This is a genomic window from Flavobacterium panacagri (assembly GCF_030378165.1).
Classification (GTDB): Bacteria; Bacteroidota; Bacteroidia; order Flavobacteriales; family Flavobacteriaceae; genus Flavobacterium; species Flavobacterium panacagri.
In genome coordinates this window covers 313,869-337,784 of sequence record NZ_CP119766.1, presented here as the reverse complement: position 1 = coordinate 337,784, position 23,916 = coordinate 313,869, and the positions used below count along the sequence as shown (strand labels likewise).

Below are 23,916 nucleotides of genomic sequence, written 5' to 3'. Positions count from 1 at the left end.
AAAAAAAACAACAATTTATAAATGCTCTTTAATTCGTTTAATTTTGCCTTATTTCTGCCTTTGGTTTTTATATTGTATTGGTTTGTTACCAATAAAAGTTTAAGGCTTCAAAACATACTCTTATTAGCTTCCAGCTATTTTTTTTACTCTTGCTGGGATTGGCGTTTTTTGTTTTTACTTCTTTTTTCAACTTTATTAGATTATTTTTCTGGACTTCAGATAGAAAAGAGCGGTAATGATTTTCACAAAAAGTTTTGGTTTTGGCTTAGTATTACGGCTAATCTAGGTTTTTTGGCGCTTTTTAAATATTTTAATTTTTTTGCAGAATCATTCAAAGATTTAATTTCCATTTTTGGTTTTCAAATTAACACATGGTCTTTAAAAGTAATATTGCCAATAGGAATTTCCTTTTATACTTTTCATGGCTTGTCTTATGTAATTGATATTTATAAAAACAGAGTTAAAGCAGAAAAAAACTTTGTCGATTATGCCGTTTTTGTTTCCTTTTTTCCGTTGTTGGTTGCTGGCCCAATAGAAAGGGCAACACACTTACTTCCTCAAATAAAAAAGAAGAGAAATTTCAACTATCAACAAGCTGTTGACGGTTTACGACAAATACTTTGGGGATTATTTAAAAAAATTGTAATTGCAGACAATTGTGCTATTCAGGCAAACTTAATTTTTAATAATTCGGCAGAACATTCTGGAAGCACTTTATTCATTGGGGCTGTCTTTTTCGCCTTTCAGATTTATGGTGATTTTTCCGGATATTCAGATATAGCATTAGGAACTGCAAGATTATTTGGAATCGAACTGCTTCAGAATTTTTCATTTCCCTATTTTTCAAGAGATATTGCCGAGTTTTGGCGCCGCTGGCACATTTCTTTATCTTCTTGGTTTAAAGACTATCTATATATTCCGCTAGGTGGCAGTAAGGGTAAAAAATGGATTCAGGTTCGAAACACATTTATAGTTTTTCTAGTCAGCGGATTTTGGCATGGAGCAAATTGGACTTTTCTTGTTTGGGGATTACTAAATGCAATTTATTTTTTGCCGTTATTGCTTTTTAATAGAAATAGGGATCATATTGAAATTGTTGCTTCCAACTCTATTTTGCCTTCTTTCAAGGAATTTGTGTTAATGTTGACAACATTTGGATTAACTGTTTTTGCATGGATATTTTTCAGGGCAAATAATTTGCATCATGCCTTTCAATTTATTTCGGGGATCTTTTCTAAATCTCTTTTTTCGCTGCCAAGTGTGCGTCCTACTTATTTAATAATACTGATTGTATTTTTTATAATTATAGAATGGTTAGGAAGAAGAAATAAATACGCACTTGAAAAATTAGCTTTTCAATACAGTAGCTCTTTTAGATGGACGATGTATATCGTTTTATTAATAGCTATTTTTATTTTTGGTGCCAAAGAGCAGGAGTTTATTTATTTCCAGTTTTAATATGAAAAGATTTTTACTAAGAGTTGCATTATTTTGTTTAATCTTCTTCATCATAGACAAACTATTTTATGTCTTGTTGTATAACGCTCCTAAATTAGAGGCAGACAATAGGTTAGAACTTTTGTTAAACGGAAAAATAAATAAAGAAGTCATTATTATGGGATCTTCTAGGGGAGCTTATAATATTATAGCTGGACAAATTGAAAAAGAAACTGGAAAAACAGCATACAATATTTCTTATGCGGGTTCCAATATTCAGTTTCAATTATTTTTGCTCAAAACATTATTGCGATATAATAACGCGCCAAAAATTATTATACTCTCTATAGATAATCCTTATGAATTTTTAGATGTAAAATCATTAGAATATAGGTTTGATCGTTTATATCCTTTAGAAAAGTATAATTATATAAATGATGAGCTTATTAGGCAAAATGATAAGAGTGAACTTTTAAGATTTTTATATTTAGGAAGAATAAATAGAAGCAGTTTTACTTTTACAAAGAAGAAAATGCCAATAGAAAGTCCTATTTTGCCTTGCGGATCAATGCCTTTTGCTGTAGAAGCGGGCAAGAATAATTTTAAGTTTGAGAAAAAACAAGAACGATATCCAATTGAAAAAGAACTTAAAGACAAACGGGAAGCTTTTTTAGAGTTTCAAAAGATTTGTAAAGAAAAAAACATAAAGCTGATGTATTGTTTTGCGCCCAATTTTAGAGTTTATAATTCAGTTTTGGCAAATCGGATTAAATCAATTTCATTGCCAGAAAATCTATTGTATGTCTATGATACGACCGATTTAAGGTACAAAAAAATAGAATATTTTCATGATGAGTCTCATTTGAATATAGAAGGGGCAAAGCTATTTAGCAACGAATTGAGTAAATTTATAAATTTGGGTAAAAATTAAAGAATCTAATATGATAAAAACAGCTATAATCCCGCTTCGTAAGAATTCTAAGGGAATTCTGGGGAAAAATAAAAAGAAAATGCTAGGCCGACCTCTTTTTTCATGGGTTTTAACCGAAGCTGTTTTCTCAGAATTAGATGAGGTTTATGTTTTTACAGATGATCAGGACATTATAGATTATATTAAAAAAGAATATTCTTGGACTTCAAAAGTAAAAACTCTTTTGCGCAATGATGAAAATGCTTCTGATACGGCATCAACCGAAAGTGCTATGTTAGAATTCGCAGGCATATTGAAAAATAACTTTGATTTATTGTGTTTGCTTCAGGCTACTTCGCCAATGACAAAGGCTGCAGATATTAATGCAGCATTAAACGAAATTCTCATCAATAAAAAAGATGCTGCTTTAACGGTTGTAAACACACATCGTTTTATATGGAATTCAGATGGAACTCCGCAAAATTATGATGTTTTTAAAAGACCAAGGCGTCAGGATTTTGAGGGATTATTAATTGAAAACGGAGCCGTTTACGTTACTACAAAAGAAGCTTTCTTAAATTCTAAAAATAGAGTGAGTGGTTCTATTGGTTTAGTAAAAATGGAAGAAGAATCTCTAGTGGAAATTGATAGTTTATCTGATTGGGATATTATAGAAAAGCTTTTGGCCGATCGCCAGAAGAAACAGAAAGTGCATCAAAGAATTGATTATTTGGTTTTAGATGTCGATGGTGTTTTTACAGATGGATGCGTTTATTATGACGCAAATGGCGAAATGGCGAAAAAATTTGATATGCGTGACGGAATGGGATTAGAAATCTTAAGACAAAATAATGTCGAAGTTGTGGTAATGACCTCAGAAAATTCTGAGTTAGTTGGGCAGAGAATGAAGAAGTTACAAATAAAACACACTTTTTTAGGCATAAAAGATAAATTTTCCTTTTTAACACATTTTCTTTCAGAGAGAAATAGTAGTTTTGGCGCCGTTTCCTATGTGGGCGATGACGTCAATGATTTAGCTAATATTTGCAGTGTTGGATGGTCATTTACACCAGCTGATGCAACAGATATTGTAAAAACAAATGCAGATTATGTATTGACCCATAACTCTGGAGCTGGCGCAATAAGAGAAACTTGTGAAATTTTAATAAAGTACAACAAACGTTATGAAGGAATTTAAAAAACCTTATGTGATTGCAGAAATTGGATGCAACCATAAAGGCGAAATGGAAATTGCCAAAGAGTTAATTAAAATAGCTAAAATCTTTGGAAACGCAGATGCTGTTAAATTCCAAAAACGTAATAATAAAGAACTTCTAACAGAAGAACAATACAATGCACCACATCCCAATTTTTCTAATTCTTATGGCGAAACCTACGGAGCGCATAGAGAATTCTTAGAATTTGATGTAGAAGAGCATAAAGAGTTAAAAGCATATTGTGATGAAATAGGAATAACCTATTCAACATCTGTTTGGGATACAACATCAGCAAAAGAAATAGCTTCTTTAAATCCTGATTTTATTAAAATTCCGTCAGCCTGTAATAATAATTTTGAAATGCTGGGCTGGTTAAGTGATAATTACCCAGGAGAAATCCATATTTCTACCGGAATGACCACTAAAAACGAGACCGATACTTTAGTTGAATTTTTTACTGAAAAAGGAAGAAACAAAGATTTGGTTTTATATAACTGTACGTCTGGATATCCAGTTCCTTTTGAAGATGTATGTCTTTTAGATATTAATATTTTAAGAGAAAAATATGAAGCCAAAGTAAAACATATTGGTTTTTCAGGACATCATTTAGGTATTGCTGTAGATATTGCCGCTTATACTTTAGGAGCAAATATTATTGAAAGACATTATACTTTAGATAGAACCTGGAAAGGGACAGATCACGCAGCATCTTTAGAACCTATGGGATTGCGAAAACTGACTCGTGATTTAAATGCAGTTTATCAAGCATTAACATTTAAATCAACTGATATTTTGCCAATTGAGCAAATTCAAAGAGATAAATTGAAAAATAAAAAAGTATAAAGAAGTAATTCAAATTATTGTTTTTCTGTTGAAATGAAAAAAAAAATATTTATCTTTTTTCCTGATGGCGTTGGGCTTCGAAATTTTGCTTTTACAAAATTTAAAGAAATAGGAGAAGACAAAGGGTATCAAATCACGTATTGGAATAATACTGTTTTTTCTCTAAAAGAGCAGTTAGGATTTGATGAGGTTAAAATCGAAAACCATAAAACACATCCTTTAACGCCTCTTTATTCTAGAATTAGAAAACATATCGAACTTAATGTTTCTCAAAAGAAATTCGATGACAAGGTTTATGAAACCTATAAATTTCCTTTTAGTTACAATGGTTTGAAAAATATATTACGTACTTTATTTATTAGAACATTAATTGTTTTAAATTCTTCAGAAAATGGAATTCTGAGGATTAGAAAACGCATCAATGCCCTAGAGCGTTCGACTTCTAAGTATCACTATTGCAAAGAACAATTGCAGGAACATAAACCGGATCTGGTTTTTTGTACCACTCAAAGGGCAACGCAGTCTATAAGCGCATTACTGGCAGCCAAAGATCTTAAAATTCCAGTAGTAGCTTTTGTATATTCTTGGGATAATGTTCCTAAGGCAATGCAGGTTGTCGAAGCTGATTATTACTTTGTATGGAGCGATTTAATGAAAGAAGAAGTATTAAAATATTATCCTTTCGTAAAAGAGTCTCAGGTTTTTGTGACAGGTACTCCTCAATTTGAACCTCATTATGACATTAACCTATCGAAGAGCAGAGAGGCTTTTTTTAATGAAAATAATCTAGACGTTTCTAAAAGATATATTTGTTTTTCTGGCGATGACGAAACAACGTCACCACTCGATCAGTACTATTTGGAGGATTTAGCAAAAGCCGTACGTAGTTTAAATTCAAAAGGAGAGAATTTAGGTATTATTTATCGTAAATGTCCAGTAGACACGACAACAAGATACAGCACAGTTTTGGAGTCTTATAAAGATGTTATTGCTGTACTTGACCCTTTATGGAAACCTGCTGGTAAAAACTGGAATGAAATTTTACCAACAAAGGAAGATTTAGGTTTATTACATAACGTTTGTGCGCACTCAGAATTAGTAACAAATGTTTGTTCATCGACCGTTTTTGATTTTGTAGCTCACGACAAACCTTGTATTTATTTCAATTACGAACAGCCTCAATTAAAAAAAGGGATAAGAGACATTGGACAAAACTATAAATATGTTCATTTTAGAAGTATGCCGAGCCAGCAAGCAGCCGTTTTTTGTACAAATAAAAATGATTTAGAAAATCAGTTAAAGCAAATCTTAGATCAAAAACTAACGAATGTGCCAGATGGAAAAAAATGGTATGAAATTGTTGCTGGGAAAAATCCAACACAAGCTTCTTTAACAATTTGGGATACAATTGGTAAATGTTTAATTAAGTAAAAATGTTTTTTAATTCCTTAACATTTGCAGTTTTTCTGCCAATCGTTTTTTTTCTGTATTGGTTCGTTTTCAATAAAACTAAAAGCACGCAAAATGCTTTGTTAATTGTTGCGAGTTATTATTTCTATTCCTGCTGGGATTGGAGATTTCTGTTTTTATTGGTATTCTCTACATTCTTAGATTATTTCACAGGAATTCAGATTGAGAAAAGCAATTCAGACAAAAGCCGGAAATTCTGGTTTTGGCTGAGTATTATAGTCAATTTAGGATTTTTGGGAATCTTTAAATATTACAATTTCTTTGCAGCTTCATTTGCAGAAATGTTTACCTCTATTGGATTTAAAACGAGCCCGATTTTATTAAATGTAATTCTGCCGGTCGGAATTTCATTCTACACTTTCCACGGTTTATCATATGTTATAGACATCTATTACAAAAGAATAAAAGCAGAATATAACTTTGTCGATTATTCTTTGTTTGTGAGCTATTTTCCGCTTCTTGTGGCTGGTCCTATTGAAAGAGCAACGCATCTATTGCCAGAAATAAAAGTTAAAAGAGAATTTGATCTTGAAAAAGCAAAAGATGGTGTTTGTCAAATAGTTTGGGGATTAGTTAAAAAAGTGGTCATTGCAGATACTTGTGCGGTGTATGGAAATGCAATTTTTGATCATTATCCTTCTATGAATTCCTTTTCATTGATTTTGGGAGCTGTTTATTTTGCTTTTCAGATTTATGGAGACTTTTCAGGATATTCAGATATTGCACTTGGGGTTTCAAAATTATTTGGTTTGGATTTATTGAGAAATTTCAATTATCCGTATTTCTCAAGAGATATTGCAGAGTTTTGGCGCCGCTGGCATATTTCACTTTCTTCTTGGTTTCGTGATTATCTTTACATTCCGTTGGGTGGAAGTAAAGGCGGACTTTGGATGAAAATTAGAAATACGTTTATCATTTTTATTGTAAGCGGTTTTTGGCATGGAGCTAATTGGACTTATATTGTTTGGGGATTTATAAATGCAGTTTATTTCCTTCCGTTATTACTTTCAAATAGCAATAGAAATAATATGGACTCCATTGTCTTAAAATGGAATTTAGATTCTCTAAAAGTACTATTTAGTATTCTAGTAACTTTTTCATTGACTTGTGTCGCCTGGGTGTTTTTTAGGGCAAGAACAATTACAGATGCTGTTTTATACTTAAAAAGAATAGTTACAAACAGAGAATTTGTTTCTCAATACTTAGACAACGAAAGATATAATTATGAATTACTGTTAATGATTGGACTATTTGTTTGGGTTGAATGGAATAACCGAACTAAAGTTGAACCAATTTCAGGGAAGAGAAGTTTGTTAAAAATGGCTTTAGCAATTCTGGCAATTATTGCTTTTGGAACATACTCGGATTATAAAGAATTTATTTATTTCCAATTTTAATGAAAAAGTTTTTACTCTATATAATTAAAATTTTTCTAGTAATAATTTTGATTGCGGTTCTGTTAGACGGCTTTTACACTTATGTGTTCATGCAGTCTCGAAATCGTGGAAAAATTGAAAATGTTGTAAATTCTAAAGCTGAAAAATACGATGTTGTAATTTTAGGTTCTTCTAGGGCAAATAATCATTTTGTTGCGCAGATGTTTGAAGACAAAGGTTTAAAAACTTTTAATTACGGTATGAGTGGCGGACATTTATTTGAAGCTTCGTTAATGCTGAAATTAATGATAGAAAGAAAATACGAAATCAAAAATGTTATTCTGGAAGCCGATTTGAATCTTTCGAATGATCAAGAATCGGAAGGCGTTGCAGCAAAATTTTTACCTTTTATTCATTGTTCCAAAGTTATCAAAGAGCATTTTTCGACAGAAAAGTATTTTAACGAATTGTATTATATACCTTTTTACAGATACGTAAAGTTTGATTCTAAGATTGGTTTTCGGGAAATCTATAAGATAACTGCAAATGAAAAAACAAATGCACTAGACAATTTAGGATATTATCCGCTGCAGAAACATAAAAATGGTAATATGAAAAATAATATTGTCAATTTGAATCCGCTGGCTTATAATAAATATTATGAGGAGATTAAAGATATATGCAAGAAGAATAACATTAATTTTATTGCTGTTATGACCCCAATGTGCGAAAATGTTGTAGGGATGAATTATTTTGATAAAGTAAAAAAAGCATATCCAGAAATTCATAATTACGAAAATACAGTTGTAGAAAACAAATATTTTTCGTCTTGCGGACACATGACAGATGAAGGGGCAAAGCTGTTTACAGCTAAAATTTTAAAAGATTTCTTTAATAAATAATTTTATGCATATTGCTTTTTTGACACCAGAGTTTCCTCATGCCAAGACTACAAATTCTGGTGGTTTAGGTACTAGCATAAAAAATTTAGTGGAGTCTCTTGTTAAAGCAGATATCCAAGTGACGGTATTTGTTTATGGGCAGAAGAATCACGAAATTATTAAAGAAAGTAATCTTGAGATTCATTTAATTAAAAATAAAAAGTATAAATTTTTTGGCTGGTTTTTCCATCGAAAACACATAGAGCAATATTGTAATTCGATTATCAAAAAAAAAGGAATTGATCTTATTGAAGCACCAGATTGGACAGGAATTACAGCCTTTATGAAATTTAAAATTCCGCTTGTGATTCGTTTTCATGGAAGTGACACTTATTTTTGTCACTTAGAAAATAGAAAACAGAAAATTAAAAATTTTTGGTTTGAAAAATTAGCGACCAAAGGAGCAAAGGCTTTTATTGCCCCAACAAGTTTCGCAGGAGAAGTTTCAAAAAAACTATTTAAAATAGAACATAAAGAGATTGCAACGATTCATTATGGATTAAGTCTCTCAAATTTTGAAAATGATAATCCTAAAGAATTTGAAAAAAATCTCATTTTATACATTGGTACAATCATTAGAAAAAAAGGAGTCTTAGCGCTGCCAGAAATTTTTAATAAAGTTCGTATTGAGGTTCCTGATGCAAAATTAGTTTTAATTGGAGTAGATTCTTTTGATATTAAAACAAACTCAAATTCAACATGGGAGTTGATGAAAGATTTGTTTAATCAACAAGACTTGAAACAGGTAGATTATTTGGGGAAAATTCCATACGAAGAAGTACAAAAGTACATAAGAAAAGCAAATATTTGTGTGTTTCCTACTTTCGCAGAGACTTTAGGAATGGTAACAATAGAATCTATGGCCATGCAAAAAGCAGTAGTGAATAGTAATATAGGCTGGGCACAGGAACTAATTGTAGATCAAGAAAGTGGTTTTTTGGTTCATCCTTCAAATCATGATGATTTTTCTAATAGAATTATTCAGTTATTACAAAGTGATTTACTTTGCCAAGAAATAGGAAAAAAAGCTAGAACTAGAGTAGAAGCTAAATTTGATATTAATACTTTGGTGCACGAGAATATTGAATTTTATAAGAAAATAATCAATCCAAACAAAAGCCAATAATGATTATTGTTTATCATGAAAATAATAAAGTAGTCGAGATTGATTATAACGGAGAAAGTAAATCTATCCCGCAAAACAATATTGCTGAGACGTTATTTGAAATAGCAGCTGATCATCGAGATAGTTTGATTGTTTGGTGTCATACAAAACTAAAATCTAATTTAAATAGTAAGCGTTTTGATGAGGTTTTCCACCATAACAAAATTATGGCATCTTATAATCCAGGAGAAAGATCTTTTTTATCAGATGCAATTGGTTATGTTGAGGATTCTCCATTTTTGAAAATTAACAAAAAAGTTAGTTATCCAACATGGCAGATGAGCAGTGCTGTAGGAGGTATTCACGCTTCTATTCTAAACGTCTTAAAAGAAGAGATTAAAAAAGATCGAAATTTTGATTACTTTCTGCTTTCTTTCGCAAAATTGGCCATGCCGAATGGGGTGTTTTGTTATTCTGAGCCTAAGCTGTTAAATAATCTTTTAGAAATAATTCCAATTAATGCTTCGAATTCATTTCTTTTATTTCGTTTTGTTAAGCAGCATTATAAGATGCGTTGGATATTTTTATTGTTTCTGAATTTGTTTTTATACGAAAGGAGAATATCGATAGGATCTCTTTTTGTGAGTATTTTTTATTTTAGGCGAAAGCTGGATAAAAATTTATCCGATACAATTCAAGTTCAATCAATAAACAAAACCGTTGATAAAAGTACTATAGATGTTATCATTCCAACGATTGGGAGAAAACAATTTTTGTACGATGTATTAAAAGATTTATCACAGCAAAGCCACTTGCCCAAAAATGTTATAATTATAGAGCAAAACCCAAGTCAAGACAGTGAATCAGAACTTGATTATTTAAACATGGAGAGCTGGCCATTTACTATAAAGCATACTTTTACAAGACAAGCCGGTGCCTGTAATGCAAGGAATTTGGCTTTGGCAGAAGTCGAAAGCGAGTGGGTATTTTTGAATGACGACGATAATCGATTTGATTCAGATTTGATTGAGAAAGTTTTAGAAAAAGCATCATTATATGGAGTGAATTGCGTGACAACGTCTTATCTTCAAAAAAAAGAAATCTTAAAATTCAGTATAATTCATCAATCTGGAATTTTTGGTTCTGGAAATAGTTTTCTAAAATCAGATTTTTTAAACGTTGTTTCTTTTAATAAAGCGCTAGAATTTGGTTATGGCGAAGACACCGATTTTGGTTTGCAACTTCGAAATTTAGGTGTCGATATAATCTATTTTCCAGATTTAAGTATTCTGCATCTCAAAGCGCCAATGGGAGGATTTAGAAATAAATTTGTATTTCCTTGGGAACAAAAAGGGGAATCTCCTAAACCTTCTCCGAATATAATGTACGTTAAATCAAAGTACTCAACGAAACAGCAGTTATTGGGATACAAAACAGTTTTATTTTTTAAACTTAATAAACTTAATATTTTTGATGTTTCAAAATTTAATACGAGCTGGAAGTTAAGTGTAAAATGGTCTAAGACATTAGAAAAGTAAAAAAATATATAAGAACTAATTCTTATAATGCTGAAAATATATACCCAACATCAGTTTTTAATTCCAGAGAACAGGAGGAAAGTTTTTCCCCTGCTTTTTGATTTGGTTTATTTACCGAATGAAAAAGCAATGGCAAATTTTTGTTTTACAGATGCAATTTCAGAGGCTGATGTTGCAATTTTTCCAGTTGATATTATTTCTTTCCTGAAAAATGATAAAATTAATTTTTTCAATGATTGGATTGCGATGGTGTCAAAATATGATCTTCCCATTTGGATATACGCGGCAGGTGATTTCGGATTTAGTTCAGAAATATTTAATGTTACAACATTTCGCCTCGGAGGTTTTAAATCAAAACTTAATACTTCAACGAATATTATACCTTCATTTATTAATGATCCTTATAAAGAAGTACTAAAAAACGACTTTTTTTTATTGCCAAAAAAGGAACAGCCCAATATTGGTTTTGTTGGAAATGCAAACGGATCCTTCTTGAAAATTTGCAAGGAATTTGTTTTATATGCTAAAAGGAATTTGATCAATATACTGAAGAAAAGCCCTGAAGACTACCATCCGTTTTATCCTTCAGGCTGGAAAAGATTTAAGCTTTTACAAAAAATAGTAAATGAGAGTAAAATTGAAAGTAATTTTATTTTTAGAAAAAAATACAGAGCTCAAGGCAAAAATGCAGGTTCTAAAGAAGATACCACATTAGAGTTTTTTAATAATATTCAAAACAATTTATATGTTTTTTGCTTGAGAGGAAATGGGAATTTCTCTGTTCGTTTTTATGAAGCTTTAATAATGGGGAGAATTCCAGTTTTAGTTGATACAGATGTAAAGTTACCTTTGGAAAATATAATTGACTGGAAACAGCATTGCTTAATAGTTTCAGAAAATTCTATAATTGAGGATTTAATCTATTTTCATGAATCAAAGACCCAAGAAGAATTGAAAGAAATACAAAAAAAGAATAGAAAATTGGTTTTAGAAAAATTAAATAGGATTGATTATTTTATTCAGATAAGTAACGAATATTTAAGAAATAAATGAAATTCTCTTTAATTGTTTGTACCTATATGCGTCCTGAACCATTGTTGAAATTATTAATATCGGTTCGGGATCAAATTTTGTATCCGAGTGAAATAATAATTGTAGATGGATCTTTGGATACTAAAACTAAAACTATTCTAGAAGAAAATAATTTTCAAAATTTGAACTATTTTTTGATTTCAGAAGAAAATCGTGGACTTACTAAACAACGAAATTTTGGAATTTCAAAAGTTGATCCGTCTAGTGAGATTGTATGTTTTTTAGACGATGATACTGTTTTGGAATCTGCATATTTTGAAAACCTTTTAAATACCTATTCTTTGTTTCCAGAAGCTTTAGGTGTAGGCGGTTATATCACAAATGAGGTTAAATGGGAAAAAGTATCAGAAAATTATAAGGCAAATAGTAAAGAGTTTTATTATGATGGCTGGAAACGAAATGAAGGAAGTCGTTTTGTACTTAGAAAAAAACTTAATTTAGACAGTGATTGTCCTCCAGGTTACTCTCCTTCATTCTCTCACGCCAGAAGTGTTGCATTTTTACCACCCAGCGATAAAATATATCCAGCTGAAATATTAATGGGAGGCGTTTCATCTTTTAGGAAGTCAGTCTTTGAAAATTTTGCTTTTTCAAATTATTTTGAAGGTTATGGATTGTATGAGGATGCAGATTTTACATTAAGAGTATCTAAGTCGGGGTCATTGTTTATTAATACTTCTGCAAAATTGAAGCACTTTCATGAACCTTCGGGTAGACCTAATCAATATAAATATGGGAAAATGGTTGTGTTAAATGGCTGGTATGTCTGGCATGTAAGAAATCCCAAACCAACGTTGAAAGATCGACTAAAATGGCATTCAATAACCTTACTTTTGATATTTCTAAGGTCTACCAATATAGTTACCACAACAAAAAGAAATCAGGCTTTTACTGAAACGATAGGAAGAATGATGGGATGGTTTCAGGTTTTAATAAAAAAATAAAATACAAATGTTAGAAATTATAGTACATCCAGATTCTCATTTCAAACTAAAAGAGATCACCAGTGATTTTTATATTTTTGAGGATAGCTCTAAACTCCCAATTCACAACGGAACTCCTGTATTATTTGGTGCAGAATCAATCTTTAATCAAGATGATATTGTTAATTCTAAGGTTACGACACAAGATAGATCTCATTTAGATACTTCTAACATTAAGAACTACGTTAGAAGGAGATTACTTCCGTCCCTTTGCAAAGATTTTAATTTAGATAAGAGATATGAAGTATTTAGGAAATTAATTCCAGCAGGCGGTAGAATACTAATATTGGGTGCTGGCGAGAAAATAAATTATTATAAAAGTATCTTTCCAGATTGCCAAGTGATTACTTCAGATGTTCATAATCAGTTTAATCCTGATTTTATTTTTGACGGCCATTTTATTCCTTTTACCGATAACTCTTTTGATGCCGTTTTAGCGGCACAAGTTATTGAGCATACTATTAATCCTTGGAAGTTTTGCGCCGAACTTCAAAGAATTGTTAAAGTTGGTGGTGTACTTCAAATAGAGGCTCCTCAAAGTTTTCCATATCATGCTGAGCCGTATGATTTTTTTAGATTTACTTTTACAGGAATGAGAAGCTTGTTTCCTGAATGTGCTGTAGTAAAAGCAGAAATAACAGAAGGCAATGCCGCTAATCTTGCTGTTACAATGTCAAATTATTTTGTAAACTTAAGCTCAAAAAAACTAATTAGAAGTTCTTGGCTGTTCTTAACGAGGATTATGTTTGGATGGCTTAAATATTTAGATAAATTAGAAGGTTTGCCAAACAGAAGAAATGTTTCTATGCCAAAAGGGTACGCTTTTACTTTTAGAAAAGATAATACCAAAAGAAATTCAAAAGATATGTTGCAGGAGTTTTATAATTTAAAAAAATAGCATCGCACTGCTTTTACAATTATACAGACTAATTTTAGCTGATTAACATTGTGAAATAATACTAGTTGCGATTATAAAAGATTCGAATCAATGAAGTTTACAATAATAACCCACGTAGAGCATATAAAAAATGAAGAAAAATATTTTGGATATGCGCCTTATGTTAGAGAAATGAATATTTGGGTTAAGTATATTGATAAACTAACTCTTGTTGCTCCTTTATCTTCCCAAAAAAAGGCAGCAGAGATTGATGATTATTATAAGGTTCAGGATATTAGTTTCAAACGGATTCCGAGTTTTAATTTTATAAACTTATCCAATACTTTAATTTCACTGTTTAAGTTACCCCTGGTTTTTTGGAAAATTTTTTGGGCAATGAAAAGTGCAGATCATATTCATTTGAGATGCCCAGGAAATGCAGGATTGATTGGGTGCTTTGTTCAGGTTCTTTTTCCTAAAAAAACTAAAACAGCAAAATATGCTGGCAATTGGGATCCTTTGAGCTCGCAGCCTTGGACTTACAAATTGCAAAAATGGATTTTGAGTAATACTTTATTAACCAAAAACATGCAGGTTTTAGTGTATGGAGATTGGGAAAATCAATCAAAAAATATAAGACCTTTTTTTACAGCTACTTATTCTGAATCTGAAAAAGAAAATATAGAGAAAGATGATTTTGCAGACGGAATTAAATTTGTTTTTGTTGGAAGTTTAGTGACGGGTAAAAATCCAATGTATGCCATTAAATTAGTTGAGAGATTACTAAAAAATGAATACAATGCGACATTAGATTTGTATGGAGAAGGAGCAGAAAGAAGTGCTCTAGAAAAGTATATACAGCTAAATAAAATAGAAAATCATATTTCTTTAAAAGGAAATCGGGATAAAGAAACTTTAAAAAGAGCTTATAAAGAAAGTCATTTCGTAATTTTACCTTCAAAAAGCGAAGGATGGCCGAAAGCCGTTGCGGAAGGAATGTTTTGGGGCTGTATTCCTATTTCTACAAATGTTTCATGTGTTCCCTTTATGTTAGATTATGGTAAACGAGGAATTTTACTCGAAATGAATTTAGAGAAAGATATAGAGCAGATCGAAGATATGATCGTAAATAAAAACACTTTTTTTTATAAAAGCCAGCAGGCATTAACATGGTCACAAAATTATACAACTGATGTTTTTGAAAGGGAAATTACCAAATTGCTTATTAAATGAGAGTTGTACAAATTATAGATTCATTGGAAGTTGGCGGTGCAGAACGAATGGCGGTCAATTATGCTAATTCACTTGCTGAAAAAAATCAATTTTCGGGATTAGTAGCGACTAGAAATGAAGGATTACTTTTAGATCAAGTCAATCAAAATGTATCGTACTTATTCTTGAAAAAAAAGACGGTTATCGATCTAAAAGCTATTTTTAGATTAAGAAATTATCTAAAAAAGAATCGGGTTCAAATAATTCAAGCGCATAGTTCATCATTTTTTATTGCGGTTTTAGCAAAGATTACGATGCCAAGAATTAAAATTGTCTGGCATGATCATTATGGAATTTCACAGGATTTAGCTTCCAGGAAAAATATAGCATTAAAACTTGCATCTTATTTGTTTTTAGGAATTATTGCAGTAAATGAAGATTTAAAAAGCTGGGCTTTTGTCTATTTAAATTGCCCCAATGTAGTTTGCTTTCCAAATTTTATAACTGCATCTGGTGCTGCTTCAAATAAGATAATACTTAAAGGGGAAGATAATAAAAGAATAATTTGTGTTGCAAATCTGAGGCCTCAAAAAAATCACGAATTATTGATAAATGGAGCGGCAGTAATACATCAGAAATTTCCAGATTGGACTTTTCACTTAGTTGGTAAGGATTTTCATGATAGGTATAGTTCAAATCTTCTAGAAAGAGTTAAAGAGCTAAAGCTTTCTGAAATCGTATTTTTTTATGGAGCAGTAAACAACAGTAGAGATTTATTAAAACAGTCCGAAATTGCTGTTTTGACTTCTTTATCAGAAGGACTTCCTTTAGCTGTTCTAGAATATGGATTAGCCGGACTTCCTGTTGTTGCAACAAATGTGGGAGAGATTTCAAAAATTATTACTTCAGAACAGGAAGGTTTTGTAATTGATTCGAATAATTTAAATCAGTTTGTAAATTCTATTCAGATTTTGATTGAAGAAGAAGAAACAAGAAGAGCAATGGGCAGAAAATTGAATTTTTTTGTTGAACAGAATTTCGGTAAACAATCAATTCTTAGAGAATATAATGCATGGTTAAATTCTTTGAGTACTTTTATCGACTAAATATTCTTTATAAATGAAAAACAAAAAACTTAGTTATGTGGCATTGATCGTTTTTCATGCATTGCTGGCATTAATTATCTACATAATTCCCTTTTTATCCAAAATCTATGGCTTGTTAGTTTTAGCAGTAGGTTTTTCGATTGTTTACCGAACTAAAAATAAAAACAATGAGGTATTATTTGTAAGTGCCTATTTAGTTGGAATAGAAGTTTTTTTGCGAATGACGGGAGGAAATTTAAATAATGAGTATGTAAAGTTTTCTGTCATGTTTTTCATGCTATGTGGTATGGTCTATAGCAATTTCTCAAAAAGTGCCTTAATTTATCTGTTTTTTTTAATGCTTTTAGTTCCCGGGATCTTGATTACTGCAAGTGTAGCTGAAATTGACATTGATGTAAAAAAAGTATTATTTTTTAATTTATCTGGCCCATTTTGTTTAGCAATTTGTGCGATCTATATGTTTGACAGAAAAATTGAATTTGAAACACTCCAGAATATTTTAATTACAATAGGACTTCCTATAATTTCTACCACGGTATACTTGTTTTTATATACGCCAAGCATCAAAGATGTTATCACAGGTACACAGTCAAATTATGCAACATCTGGAGGTTTTGGGCCTAATCAGGTTTCTACTATATTAGGTTTTGGAATGTTCATCTTTTTTACTCAACTTGTTTTGTATTCAAAATCTAAATTGGAGTTAATACTAAATGCGGGATTACTTGCTTTTATAAGCTATAGAGGAATTGTAACGTTTTCTAGAGGTGGTATAATCACTGGTGCTGTTATGATTGTATGTCTTTTACTTTTGTTATATTATTTTTCTAATGCTAAAGGGAAAATAAAGTTGAATATAGTGTTTGTTTTGACGGGGCTTTTAAGTCTTGGTATTTGGACCTATAGTTCGCTTCAAACGAAAGGTCTTATCGATAAACGTTATGCCAATAAAGATGCTATCGGACGTGAAAAAAAAGATCGTTTAGGCGGAAGGGAACAAATTATGGATGCAGAAATAAAGCTTTTCCAAGATAATACTGTTTTTGGTGTCGGAGCCGGACTTAGTAAGTCGAAGAGATTGGAAGAATTAGGAGAAGAAGTTGCCTCACATAATGAAATCACTAGATTGCTTGCAGAACATGGATTATTTGGTCTGTTTGGATTTCTAGTTCTTTGTGCGGTGCCATTTATTCTTTATATAAAGAATAAACAACATTTATATTTTTTCTCTTTTTTTATGTTTTGGCTATTAACAATTAATCATGCCGCAATGAGAACAGCAGCTCCCGCTTTTGTCTATGCCTTAGCATTACTTTCTGTACAGGTTAAAATCCCAGATCAAGCAGAAAAATTATAGATTAGTTTATTTTTTTTATAATACATTTGCCTCAAGTTTAAGCCCCTAACAAACTTCAAAAAATGTTTTTAAAAAGAAAAATGCATTTCGAAATTTCAGAAAGAAAAGTTCTGCTTTCTCTTTTTGATGCCGCATTTATATTGAGTGCCTTGTTTTTGCTCAGTATAATTTTTGACTATCATTACTACGATTTAGAAGATGGTAAATACATAAAGTCATTTTTATTGATAGGTTATGTTTTTATATTCGGAACCATTTTCGAAATGTATAATCTTCAGACCGCCAGTAATCACTTTCAGATTTTACGAAGTGTTATTCTAACTTCAATCACTTCCGTCACAGTCTATTTATTTACGCCGCTTTTATCGCCGGAACTTCCTAAACAGCGATTGGTTATTGTTATTTTCTATTTTGCTGTTTTAAGTTCATTACTGCTCTGGCGATTATTTTATGTTTATTTCTTGGCTTCTCATCGCTTTGCACAAAATGTCGTTTTAATATGTGACCAAAGCGAAGTAGAAGAATTAGTTATGGGACTTGAAAATGTCGATCCGCATTATAAAATAATTGGGTTTGTGAATTCGGATACAGATTCTGTAGAAGATTTTGACTTTCATTACGTAAAAGAAGTAAAAAAGGAAAATCTAGAAGCATTTGTAACTAAAAACAATGTTTCAGAGATTATTATTGCTTCACAAAAGACAGATGGTATCACAGCCGATTTGTACCAGCAATTGCTTAATTTATTGGAAAATGGAAATGTAATCCGTGAATACACTCAAGTATACGAAAGTAAAACACAGCGAATTCCAGTACATTACATTGGAAGAGATTTTTATCGTTTTTTCCCATTTAGTCGAAGCAACAACAATAGATTGTACTTATTATTGATTCGTATAATGGAGTTTTTCTTTTCTTTTATCGGGCTTTTGTTTTGTGGCATCTTTATTCCAGTAATTGCAGTCTGTAACTTTTTTGCAAACAAAGGAAGTCTTTTTTACACTCAAGAAAGAGTAGGGAAAAACGGAGTTGTTTTTAAGATTTATAAGTTTAGAACCATGACTGCAAATTCTGAAACCAACGGAGCCGTTTTTGCAACTCATGATGATAAAAGAGTAACTCCTTTTGGTAAGTTCATGAGAAAATCAAGAATTGACGAACTACCTCAATTTATAAATGTTTTAAAAGGTGATATGGCGGTAATTGGGCCAAGACCAGAAAGACCTTTCTTTGTGGAAGAAATTGCGGCAATAATGCCTTTCTATGAAACACGACATGTTGTTAAACCTGGGCTTACAGGTTGGGCACAAGTGAATTATTCCTACGGAGAATCGATTGATGAAAGTTTGATCAAACTGCAATATGACTTATATTACATCAAACACAGAAGTGTTTTTCTAGATTTAAGTATTACATTCAAAACAATTACTACAGTTTTATTTTATCGAGGTCAGTAATTAAATGATAATCGGGATTGGTCTTTTATTACGGATTCCGGTTCTAACCAAAACAACACCGCTTGTAATGATTAACGGTAAAGTGATAAAGAAATGGGCTTTATTAATTAAAAATAGAAAGTAAATTACTAAAAGCACAAAGTTGATCAGCGAAAATCTATACGTCCATAGTTTGTTTTTGAATATTGAAAATAAAACTAAAAGCAATAAAAACGGACTGAAAAGCAATACATTATAATTCATCGCCAGTTCTTGGTGAAAAGAATAAAATCCCATTGCAACAAAGAATATTCCAATGAGAGATAAAATCAAAAGATAGATTTTATCAACTGTTTTATTTCTTGCTAACACCACAAAGCCGAGAATAAAAAGATAAGTATAAATGTTATTCCAAAAAGATTTTGGAGTTTCCTTCGTAAATTCTAACAAGGTTTTAGACTTACCAACAAAAGGCTGATTATTAAATGTAGTTTTCTCTAAACTATTCTTTAATTCAAAGGGAAGAAAAATTCGGGTTCCCATTTGATCTACTTTTGTTCCGAAAATGATACTGGTTCCTAATTGATCGTAAAAATGTCCGTCAAAGTAAGGAAAAAGAATAGAGCGGTAGGTTTTGTCTGTATCTCCTTTTTTAGTAATTATTTCTTGACCAATAGATTTATTGATCACATCAACAACCATTGAAGTACAGTTTTTGTCAATAAACTTATAAGTGTAATAACGTTCGTCAGAAGCTAAAACTGCATTTAGTTTATCAAAAAGTTTTTGTTTTAATTCTGGAGAAATTAATAATTCTTGTTCGAAAATGCTTCTTTTCTCATAAGTATATTCATTTAAAAAATCGGCAAAAGAATGTACTGTGGCAAAATACTGTAAATCGCCTTTTGCAAACTTCATTACGAAATTCGGTGTTCTAAAATCGAAAGTTCCATAATTATAAACCACGTCAAAATTATTTCCAGGATCCGAAACTCGAATACCAGTATGTCCAAATAAAGAGTAGCTTTCATTTCCAAGGCCGCAGGTTAGGACACTAATTTTAGCATCTTTAGATAAAGGCAAACTTTGGCTGAAACCAATAAAACTAGCTAAGAAGAATAAAATAAAAAGTATTTTTTTGAACAGAACAGTTTTCATGTTTGAAATTTTTAAAAGATTTTATGGTTTTGTAATTATCTAAAGATTCCTAAATCTACTTTGATCGAAAAAATATTAGAATATAAGGCTGTACTTTGATTCCCTAAGTCGGTCAAAGCATAATCAATCTGAATTCCTTTATATTTAAATCCAAGACCAATATTGGGCTGGAAATTAATTTTTTCAGTATTATCCAATTGCGTTACGTTTTGGAAATTTCCTGCACCAGCTCTCACGAAAACTAAATCGGTATAGCCAAATTCAAACCCTAGAGCTGGGTCTATACTTACTACTTTTGATGAAATAATATCATTGGTTTGTTCAAATCTCATGTTGAGGTTTGCAGAAGTCAAAAGACTGCATTCGTTATGAAAATCAAATCTTTTTGAAACTCCCAATTGCGCTTTTGGTAAAGTAATTTCAGTGCTTTCTGGTAATTCGTTGTTCTCGCCCGGAATAGCATTGGCTATTTTTGCATATTCTTCTTCGTCGATATTCCAAACATTATAAGTTGTTGTAATATCGCGAAGCATCAATCCGAATTTCCAATCATTTCTTTCGAATTGAAGTCCAACATCAAATCCAAATCCCCATGAATTGGCAAATTTTCCAATCACTCTTCGAATTACTTTTGCGTTTACTCCATATTGAAATCCATCAACTGGAAGTTTTCTGGCATAAGAAAAAGTAAAACCATAATCGGCAGTAGAAAATAAACGGATTCGGTTGTAATCAATATTTCCCTGACTATCGATTAATTGTGTTGTATCCATAATGTCATCGACACCAAAACGAATCATCGAAATTCCCCAGGCGCTTCTGTCATCAATTGGACTTGCATAACCAATATAATCATACTGTGCTATATTGGCAAAATAACTGGCATGCATCAATGCAATCTGATGATCTTCAAGATGCGTTAAACCTGCAGGATTCCAGTAAACAGCATTTACATCATTTGTAAAAGAAGTTACGGCACTCGACATTCCGAGAGCGGCCGCATCTACACCAATATTCATAAACTCATTCGAATATTTTCGAACAGTTTGAGCGTATTGCGAAGTAAAACTCCAAAATAATAGAAATGCTAAAAGTCTTTTCAAAAGTCTTGTTTTTATGTACCTGTATAGGTTTTAAATTTTTATCAAAAATATAATATTTTACTCAGCTATTCAGTTCGTTTCTTCAAATATTCTGAAACTAACAAACAGAAATAAAAAACTATTAAAAAAACTCGTTTTGCATCGAGTTATTATGCTAAATTTGTTCTCTGCCATTATCAAAATTTCAAACTATGAATATCAAAAAGCACATTCCAAATCTAATTACCTTAATTAATCTTTTCTGCGGTTGCGTAGCCATTGTTTATGTTTCTCAAGGCGATTTCTTAATGGCTTTTTATATGGTTTGTTTAGGAATCTTTTTTGATTTTTTTGATGGTTTTTTTGCCAGATTATTCAAAGTTTCTAGTCCGCTTGGTTTGCAGTTGGACTCTTTGGCTGATATGGTTACAAGTGGAGTAGTTCCAGGATATGTGATGTATAGTTTGTTTTTAAAAAGCGCTAATCCTCATGATGTAGTTGGATCAGTATACATTCCGTTTTTAGGATTTATTATTACTTTGGGAGCTTGCTATAGATTAGCCAACTTTAATATCGATACCCGCCAAACTGATTCGTTTATTGGTTTGCCAACTCCTGCAAATGCTTTATTTGTTTTAAGTCTTCCTTTGGTTATAGAATTTTCAAATTCTCTAATTATGTTTGAAGTTTTAAGCAATTTTTGGGTTTTGCTTGTTATTACGTTGTGCAGCGCTTATGTTATGAATGCCGAAATTCCGTTATTTGCTTTAAAAATAAAAAAGTTTACTTTGAAGGATAATGTTCTTCAAATCGTGTTTTTGATTATTTCTATATTGATGGTTATTTTGCTTCAGTATATTGCAATTCCGTTGATTATTATTTTCTACGTTTTATTGTCTATTATCAATAATTTGTTTTTGAAAAAGTAGTTCTGTTGTAATGGCAAGAAAAACGTCTTATCGTAAAACATATCCCCGAAAACCAGCAGGAAGATCTTTTCTTAGCAGGCTTTTCAGAGGGCTTTTACTAATATTATTTTCACTTCTATTTATTGGAATCGTTTACCACTATCGTAAAGGATTAGCGTATTATCTCGGATTTAAATCTGAAAAAGTTTTAGATGAAGATTCCGTAGATAAACATCTTTCGGATGTGCGAAACATTCGTGTTCTCGAAAATCACAAAGGAAAAGTAATCGGAATCGATGTTTCTGAATTTCAAGGAAAAGTAGATTGGGAAGAAGTCGAAATTCTAGATGAAAAATATCCTGTTCAATTTGTATTCATTCGTGCGACTGCTGGGAATGATCGTGTTGATAGACAATTCAAAAGAAATTGGGAAGGTGCAAAAGAGAATAAAATTATGCGCGGCGCTTATCATTATTATCGTCCAAATGAAAATTCTATCGAACAGGCCGATCTTTTTATTAAAACAGTAAAATTACAAAAAGGAGATCTTCCTCCTGTTTTAGATATCGAAAAATTGCCAAAAAATCAACCCTTAGACAGTTTGAAAAAAGGATTGAAACGTTGGCTGAATAAAGTAGAAAAATATTATCAGGTTCGTCCAATTATTTATTCGGGAGAAAGATATTATGCTGATTTCTTAAAAGAAGAATTCGGAGATTATTTATTCTGGATAGCCAACTATAATTTCTATAGGGAAAAAATTGAAGATGACTGGTTGTTCTGGCAATTCACAGAAAAAGCTTCTTTGCCTGGAATCAAACATCGTGTTGATGTGAATATTTACAACGGCGACTTAGAACAATTGCATTTTATTACTGTAGAATAGTGTTCAGTCCTAAAAAAGTGTTCAGTATTCAGATTTTAAGTAATCAGTTTATGTCAAAAAAAATCAGTTTTTTAGTATTCAGCTTCAAACTGATGACTAAAAAACTGACCACTAAAAATTACTTTCAAATAACTGATCACTTAAAAACTGACCACTGAATACTAAAACTCAAGTTTCTTTTTACGAAGTTCGAAGTTTTGTCCCAGATACACTCTACGAACCATTTCGTCTTCTACTAATTCTTCTGGGATTCCTGCTTTTAGAATTCCTCCTTCAAACATTAGATATGTTTTATCAGTAATGGCTAAAGTCTCCTGTACGTTGTGATCGGTAATTAAGATTCCGATATTTTTATTTTTTAACTGCGCAACAATTCTTTGAATATCTTCAACCGCAACCGGGTCAACTCCGGCGAAAGGTTCATCCAATAAAATAAATTTTGGATCGGTTGCCAATGCACGGGCAATTTCGGTACGACGACGCTCACCTCCCGAAAGTAAATCGCCTCGGTTGGTACGAATATGTTCTAAACTGAATTCTTCAATTAAACTTTCCATTTTAGCGATTTGAGCTTCTTTAGAAAGTTTTGTCAATTGTAAAACGCTCAAGATATTATCTTCAATACTTAATTTTCTAAAAACAGAAGCTTCCTGTGCTAAATAACCAATTCCTTGCTGTGCACGTTTGTACATAGGATAATCGGTAATATTCAAATCATCAAGAAAAATATTCCCTTGATTTGGTTTTACCAATCCCACAATCATGTAGAAAGACGTTGTTTTTCCAGCTCCATTTGGTCCCAAAAGCCCCACGATTTCTCCTTGATTTACCTCAACAGAAATTCCTTTTACAACACTACGTCCTTTATAAGTTTTGATTAAATTATCGGCTCTTAATTTCATTTTTAAAGTTTAATCGTTTAATCGATAAATCGTTTATTCGTTGCAAATTAACAAATAAACGATTCAACAGTTAAACGTAT

General features: G+C 31.4%; 21 protein-coding genes. 18 read left to right on the top strand and 3 right to left on the bottom strand.

The window, feature by feature from the left end; all coding sequences use genetic code 11:
• Positions 1-21 precede the first annotated feature (21 nt).
• The 16 genes from P2W65_RS01600 to P2W65_RS01525 all read left to right on the top strand — a co-directional run bounded on the left by P2W65_RS01600 (position 22) and on the right by P2W65_RS01525 (position 18,921).
• Entirely contained in the window at positions 22-1,458 is a 1,437-nt protein-coding gene (locus P2W65_RS01600) for an MBOAT family O-acyltransferase (protein ID WP_289663003.1), read from the top strand.
• A gap of 1 nt (position 1,459) precedes the next feature.
• The gene (locus tag P2W65_RS01595) at positions 1,460-2,368 is read left to right on the top strand and encodes a hypothetical protein (RefSeq protein ID WP_289663002.1); all 909 of its coding nucleotides are present in this window, start codon (positions 1,460-1,462) and stop codon (positions 2,366-2,368) included.
• A 10-nt stretch (positions 2,369-2,378) separates the two neighbouring features.
• Positions 2,379-3,545, top strand: coding sequence for an acylneuraminate cytidylyltransferase (locus P2W65_RS01590; RefSeq protein ID WP_289663001.1), 1,167 nt, complete (start codon positions 2,379-2,381; stop codon positions 3,543-3,545).
• Positions 3,532-4,407, top strand: a complete 876-nt coding sequence (locus P2W65_RS01585) for an N-acetylneuraminate synthase family protein (RefSeq protein WP_289663000.1) — start codon at positions 3,532-3,534, stop codon at positions 4,405-4,407. Before P2W65_RS01590 ends, P2W65_RS01585 begins: the two co-directional genes overlap by 14 nt.
• 33 nt (positions 4,408-4,440) lie before the next feature.
• Positions 4,441-5,838: a glycosyltransferase family protein gene (locus P2W65_RS01580; RefSeq protein WP_289662999.1), complete on the top strand. Its 1,398-nt coding sequence runs from the start codon at positions 4,441-4,443 to the stop codon at positions 5,836-5,838.
• Positions 5,839-5,840: 2 nt separating this feature from the next.
• A complete protein-coding gene (locus P2W65_RS01575) occupies positions 5,841-7,274 on the top strand; it encodes an MBOAT family O-acyltransferase (RefSeq protein WP_289662998.1) in 1,434 nt (477 codons plus the stop codon).
• Positions 7,274-8,155: a hypothetical protein gene (locus P2W65_RS01570; protein WP_289662997.1), complete on the top strand. Its 882-nt coding sequence runs from the start codon at positions 7,274-7,276 to the stop codon at positions 8,153-8,155. The genes P2W65_RS01575 and P2W65_RS01570 overlap by 1 nt, the downstream gene beginning before the upstream one ends.
• A gap of 4 nt (positions 8,156-8,159) precedes the next feature.
• Positions 8,160-9,320: a glycosyltransferase family 4 protein gene (locus P2W65_RS01565; protein ID WP_289662996.1), complete on the top strand. Its 1,161-nt coding sequence runs from the start codon at positions 8,160-8,162 to the stop codon at positions 9,318-9,320.
• Positions 9,320-10,837 (top strand): glycosyltransferase family 2 protein, encoded by a 1,518-nt coding sequence (locus P2W65_RS01560; RefSeq protein ID WP_289662995.1) that lies wholly within the window; start codon positions 9,320-9,322, stop codon positions 10,835-10,837. The genes P2W65_RS01565 and P2W65_RS01560 overlap by 1 nt, the downstream gene beginning before the upstream one ends.
• Positions 10,838-10,966: 129 nt before the next feature.
• Positions 10,967-11,890: an exostosin domain-containing protein gene (locus P2W65_RS01555; protein WP_289662994.1), complete on the top strand. Its 924-nt coding sequence runs from the start codon at positions 10,967-10,969 to the stop codon at positions 11,888-11,890.
• Positions 11,887-12,873, top strand: a complete 987-nt coding sequence (locus P2W65_RS01550; RefSeq protein WP_289662993.1) for a glycosyltransferase family 2 protein — start codon at positions 11,887-11,889, stop codon at positions 12,871-12,873. The genes P2W65_RS01555 and P2W65_RS01550 overlap by 4 nt, the downstream gene beginning before the upstream one ends.
• 7 nt (positions 12,874-12,880) lie before the next feature.
• Positions 12,881-13,810, top strand: a complete 930-nt coding sequence (locus tag P2W65_RS01545; RefSeq protein WP_289662992.1) for a class I SAM-dependent methyltransferase — start codon at positions 12,881-12,883, stop codon at positions 13,808-13,810.
• 90 nt (positions 13,811-13,900) lie between these two features.
• On the top strand, positions 13,901-15,022 hold the full coding sequence (locus P2W65_RS01540; RefSeq protein WP_289662991.1) for a glycosyltransferase: 1,122 nt from the start codon (positions 13,901-13,903) through the stop codon (positions 15,020-15,022).
• Positions 15,019-16,107, top strand: a complete 1,089-nt coding sequence (locus P2W65_RS01535; protein WP_289662990.1) for a glycosyltransferase — start codon at positions 15,019-15,021, stop codon at positions 16,105-16,107. The genes P2W65_RS01540 and P2W65_RS01535 overlap by 4 nt, the downstream gene beginning before the upstream one ends.
• 13 nt (positions 16,108-16,120) lie before the next feature.
• Positions 16,121-17,464, top strand: a complete 1,344-nt coding sequence (locus tag P2W65_RS01530; RefSeq protein WP_289662989.1) for an O-antigen ligase family protein — start codon at positions 16,121-16,123, stop codon at positions 17,462-17,464.
• Between the two features lie 62 nt (positions 17,465-17,526).
• Positions 17,527-18,921, top strand: a complete 1,395-nt coding sequence (locus P2W65_RS01525; RefSeq protein WP_289662988.1) for a sugar transferase — start codon at positions 17,527-17,529, stop codon at positions 18,919-18,921.
• On the opposite strand, the gene P2W65_RS01520 is transcribed toward P2W65_RS01525, so the two are convergent.
• On the bottom strand, positions 18,922-20,058 hold the full coding sequence (locus tag P2W65_RS01520; RefSeq protein WP_289662987.1) for a lipoprotein N-acyltransferase Lnb domain-containing protein: 1,137 nt from the start codon (positions 20,056-20,058) through the stop codon (positions 18,922-18,924).
• Positions 20,059-20,093: 35 nt separating this feature from the next.
• Positions 20,094-21,161: a putative type IX sorting system protein PorV2 gene (locus P2W65_RS01515; RefSeq protein ID WP_289662986.1), complete on the bottom strand. Its 1,068-nt coding sequence runs from the start codon at positions 21,159-21,161 to the stop codon at positions 20,094-20,096.
• A 191-nt stretch (positions 21,162-21,352) separates the two neighbouring features.
• Here P2W65_RS01515 and P2W65_RS01510 point away from each other — a divergent pair, with 191 nt between their 5' ends.
• Both P2W65_RS01510 and P2W65_RS01505 read left to right on the top strand, forming a co-directional pair.
• The gene (locus P2W65_RS01510) at positions 21,353-22,069 is read left to right on the top strand and encodes a CDP-alcohol phosphatidyltransferase family protein (protein WP_289662985.1); all 717 of its coding nucleotides are present in this window, start codon (positions 21,353-21,355) and stop codon (positions 22,067-22,069) included.
• A 10-nt stretch (positions 22,070-22,079) separates the two neighbouring features.
• A complete protein-coding gene (locus P2W65_RS01505; protein WP_289662983.1) occupies positions 22,080-22,934 on the top strand; it encodes a glycoside hydrolase family 25 protein in 855 nt (284 codons plus the stop codon).
• Between the two features lie 161 nt (positions 22,935-23,095).
• On the opposite strand, the gene lptB is transcribed toward P2W65_RS01505, so the two are convergent.
• Positions 23,096-23,836, bottom strand: coding sequence for an LPS export ABC transporter ATP-binding protein (lptB, locus tag P2W65_RS01500; RefSeq protein ID WP_177212107.1), 741 nt, complete (start codon positions 23,834-23,836; stop codon positions 23,096-23,098).
• Positions 23,837-23,916: the final 80 nt, after the last annotated feature.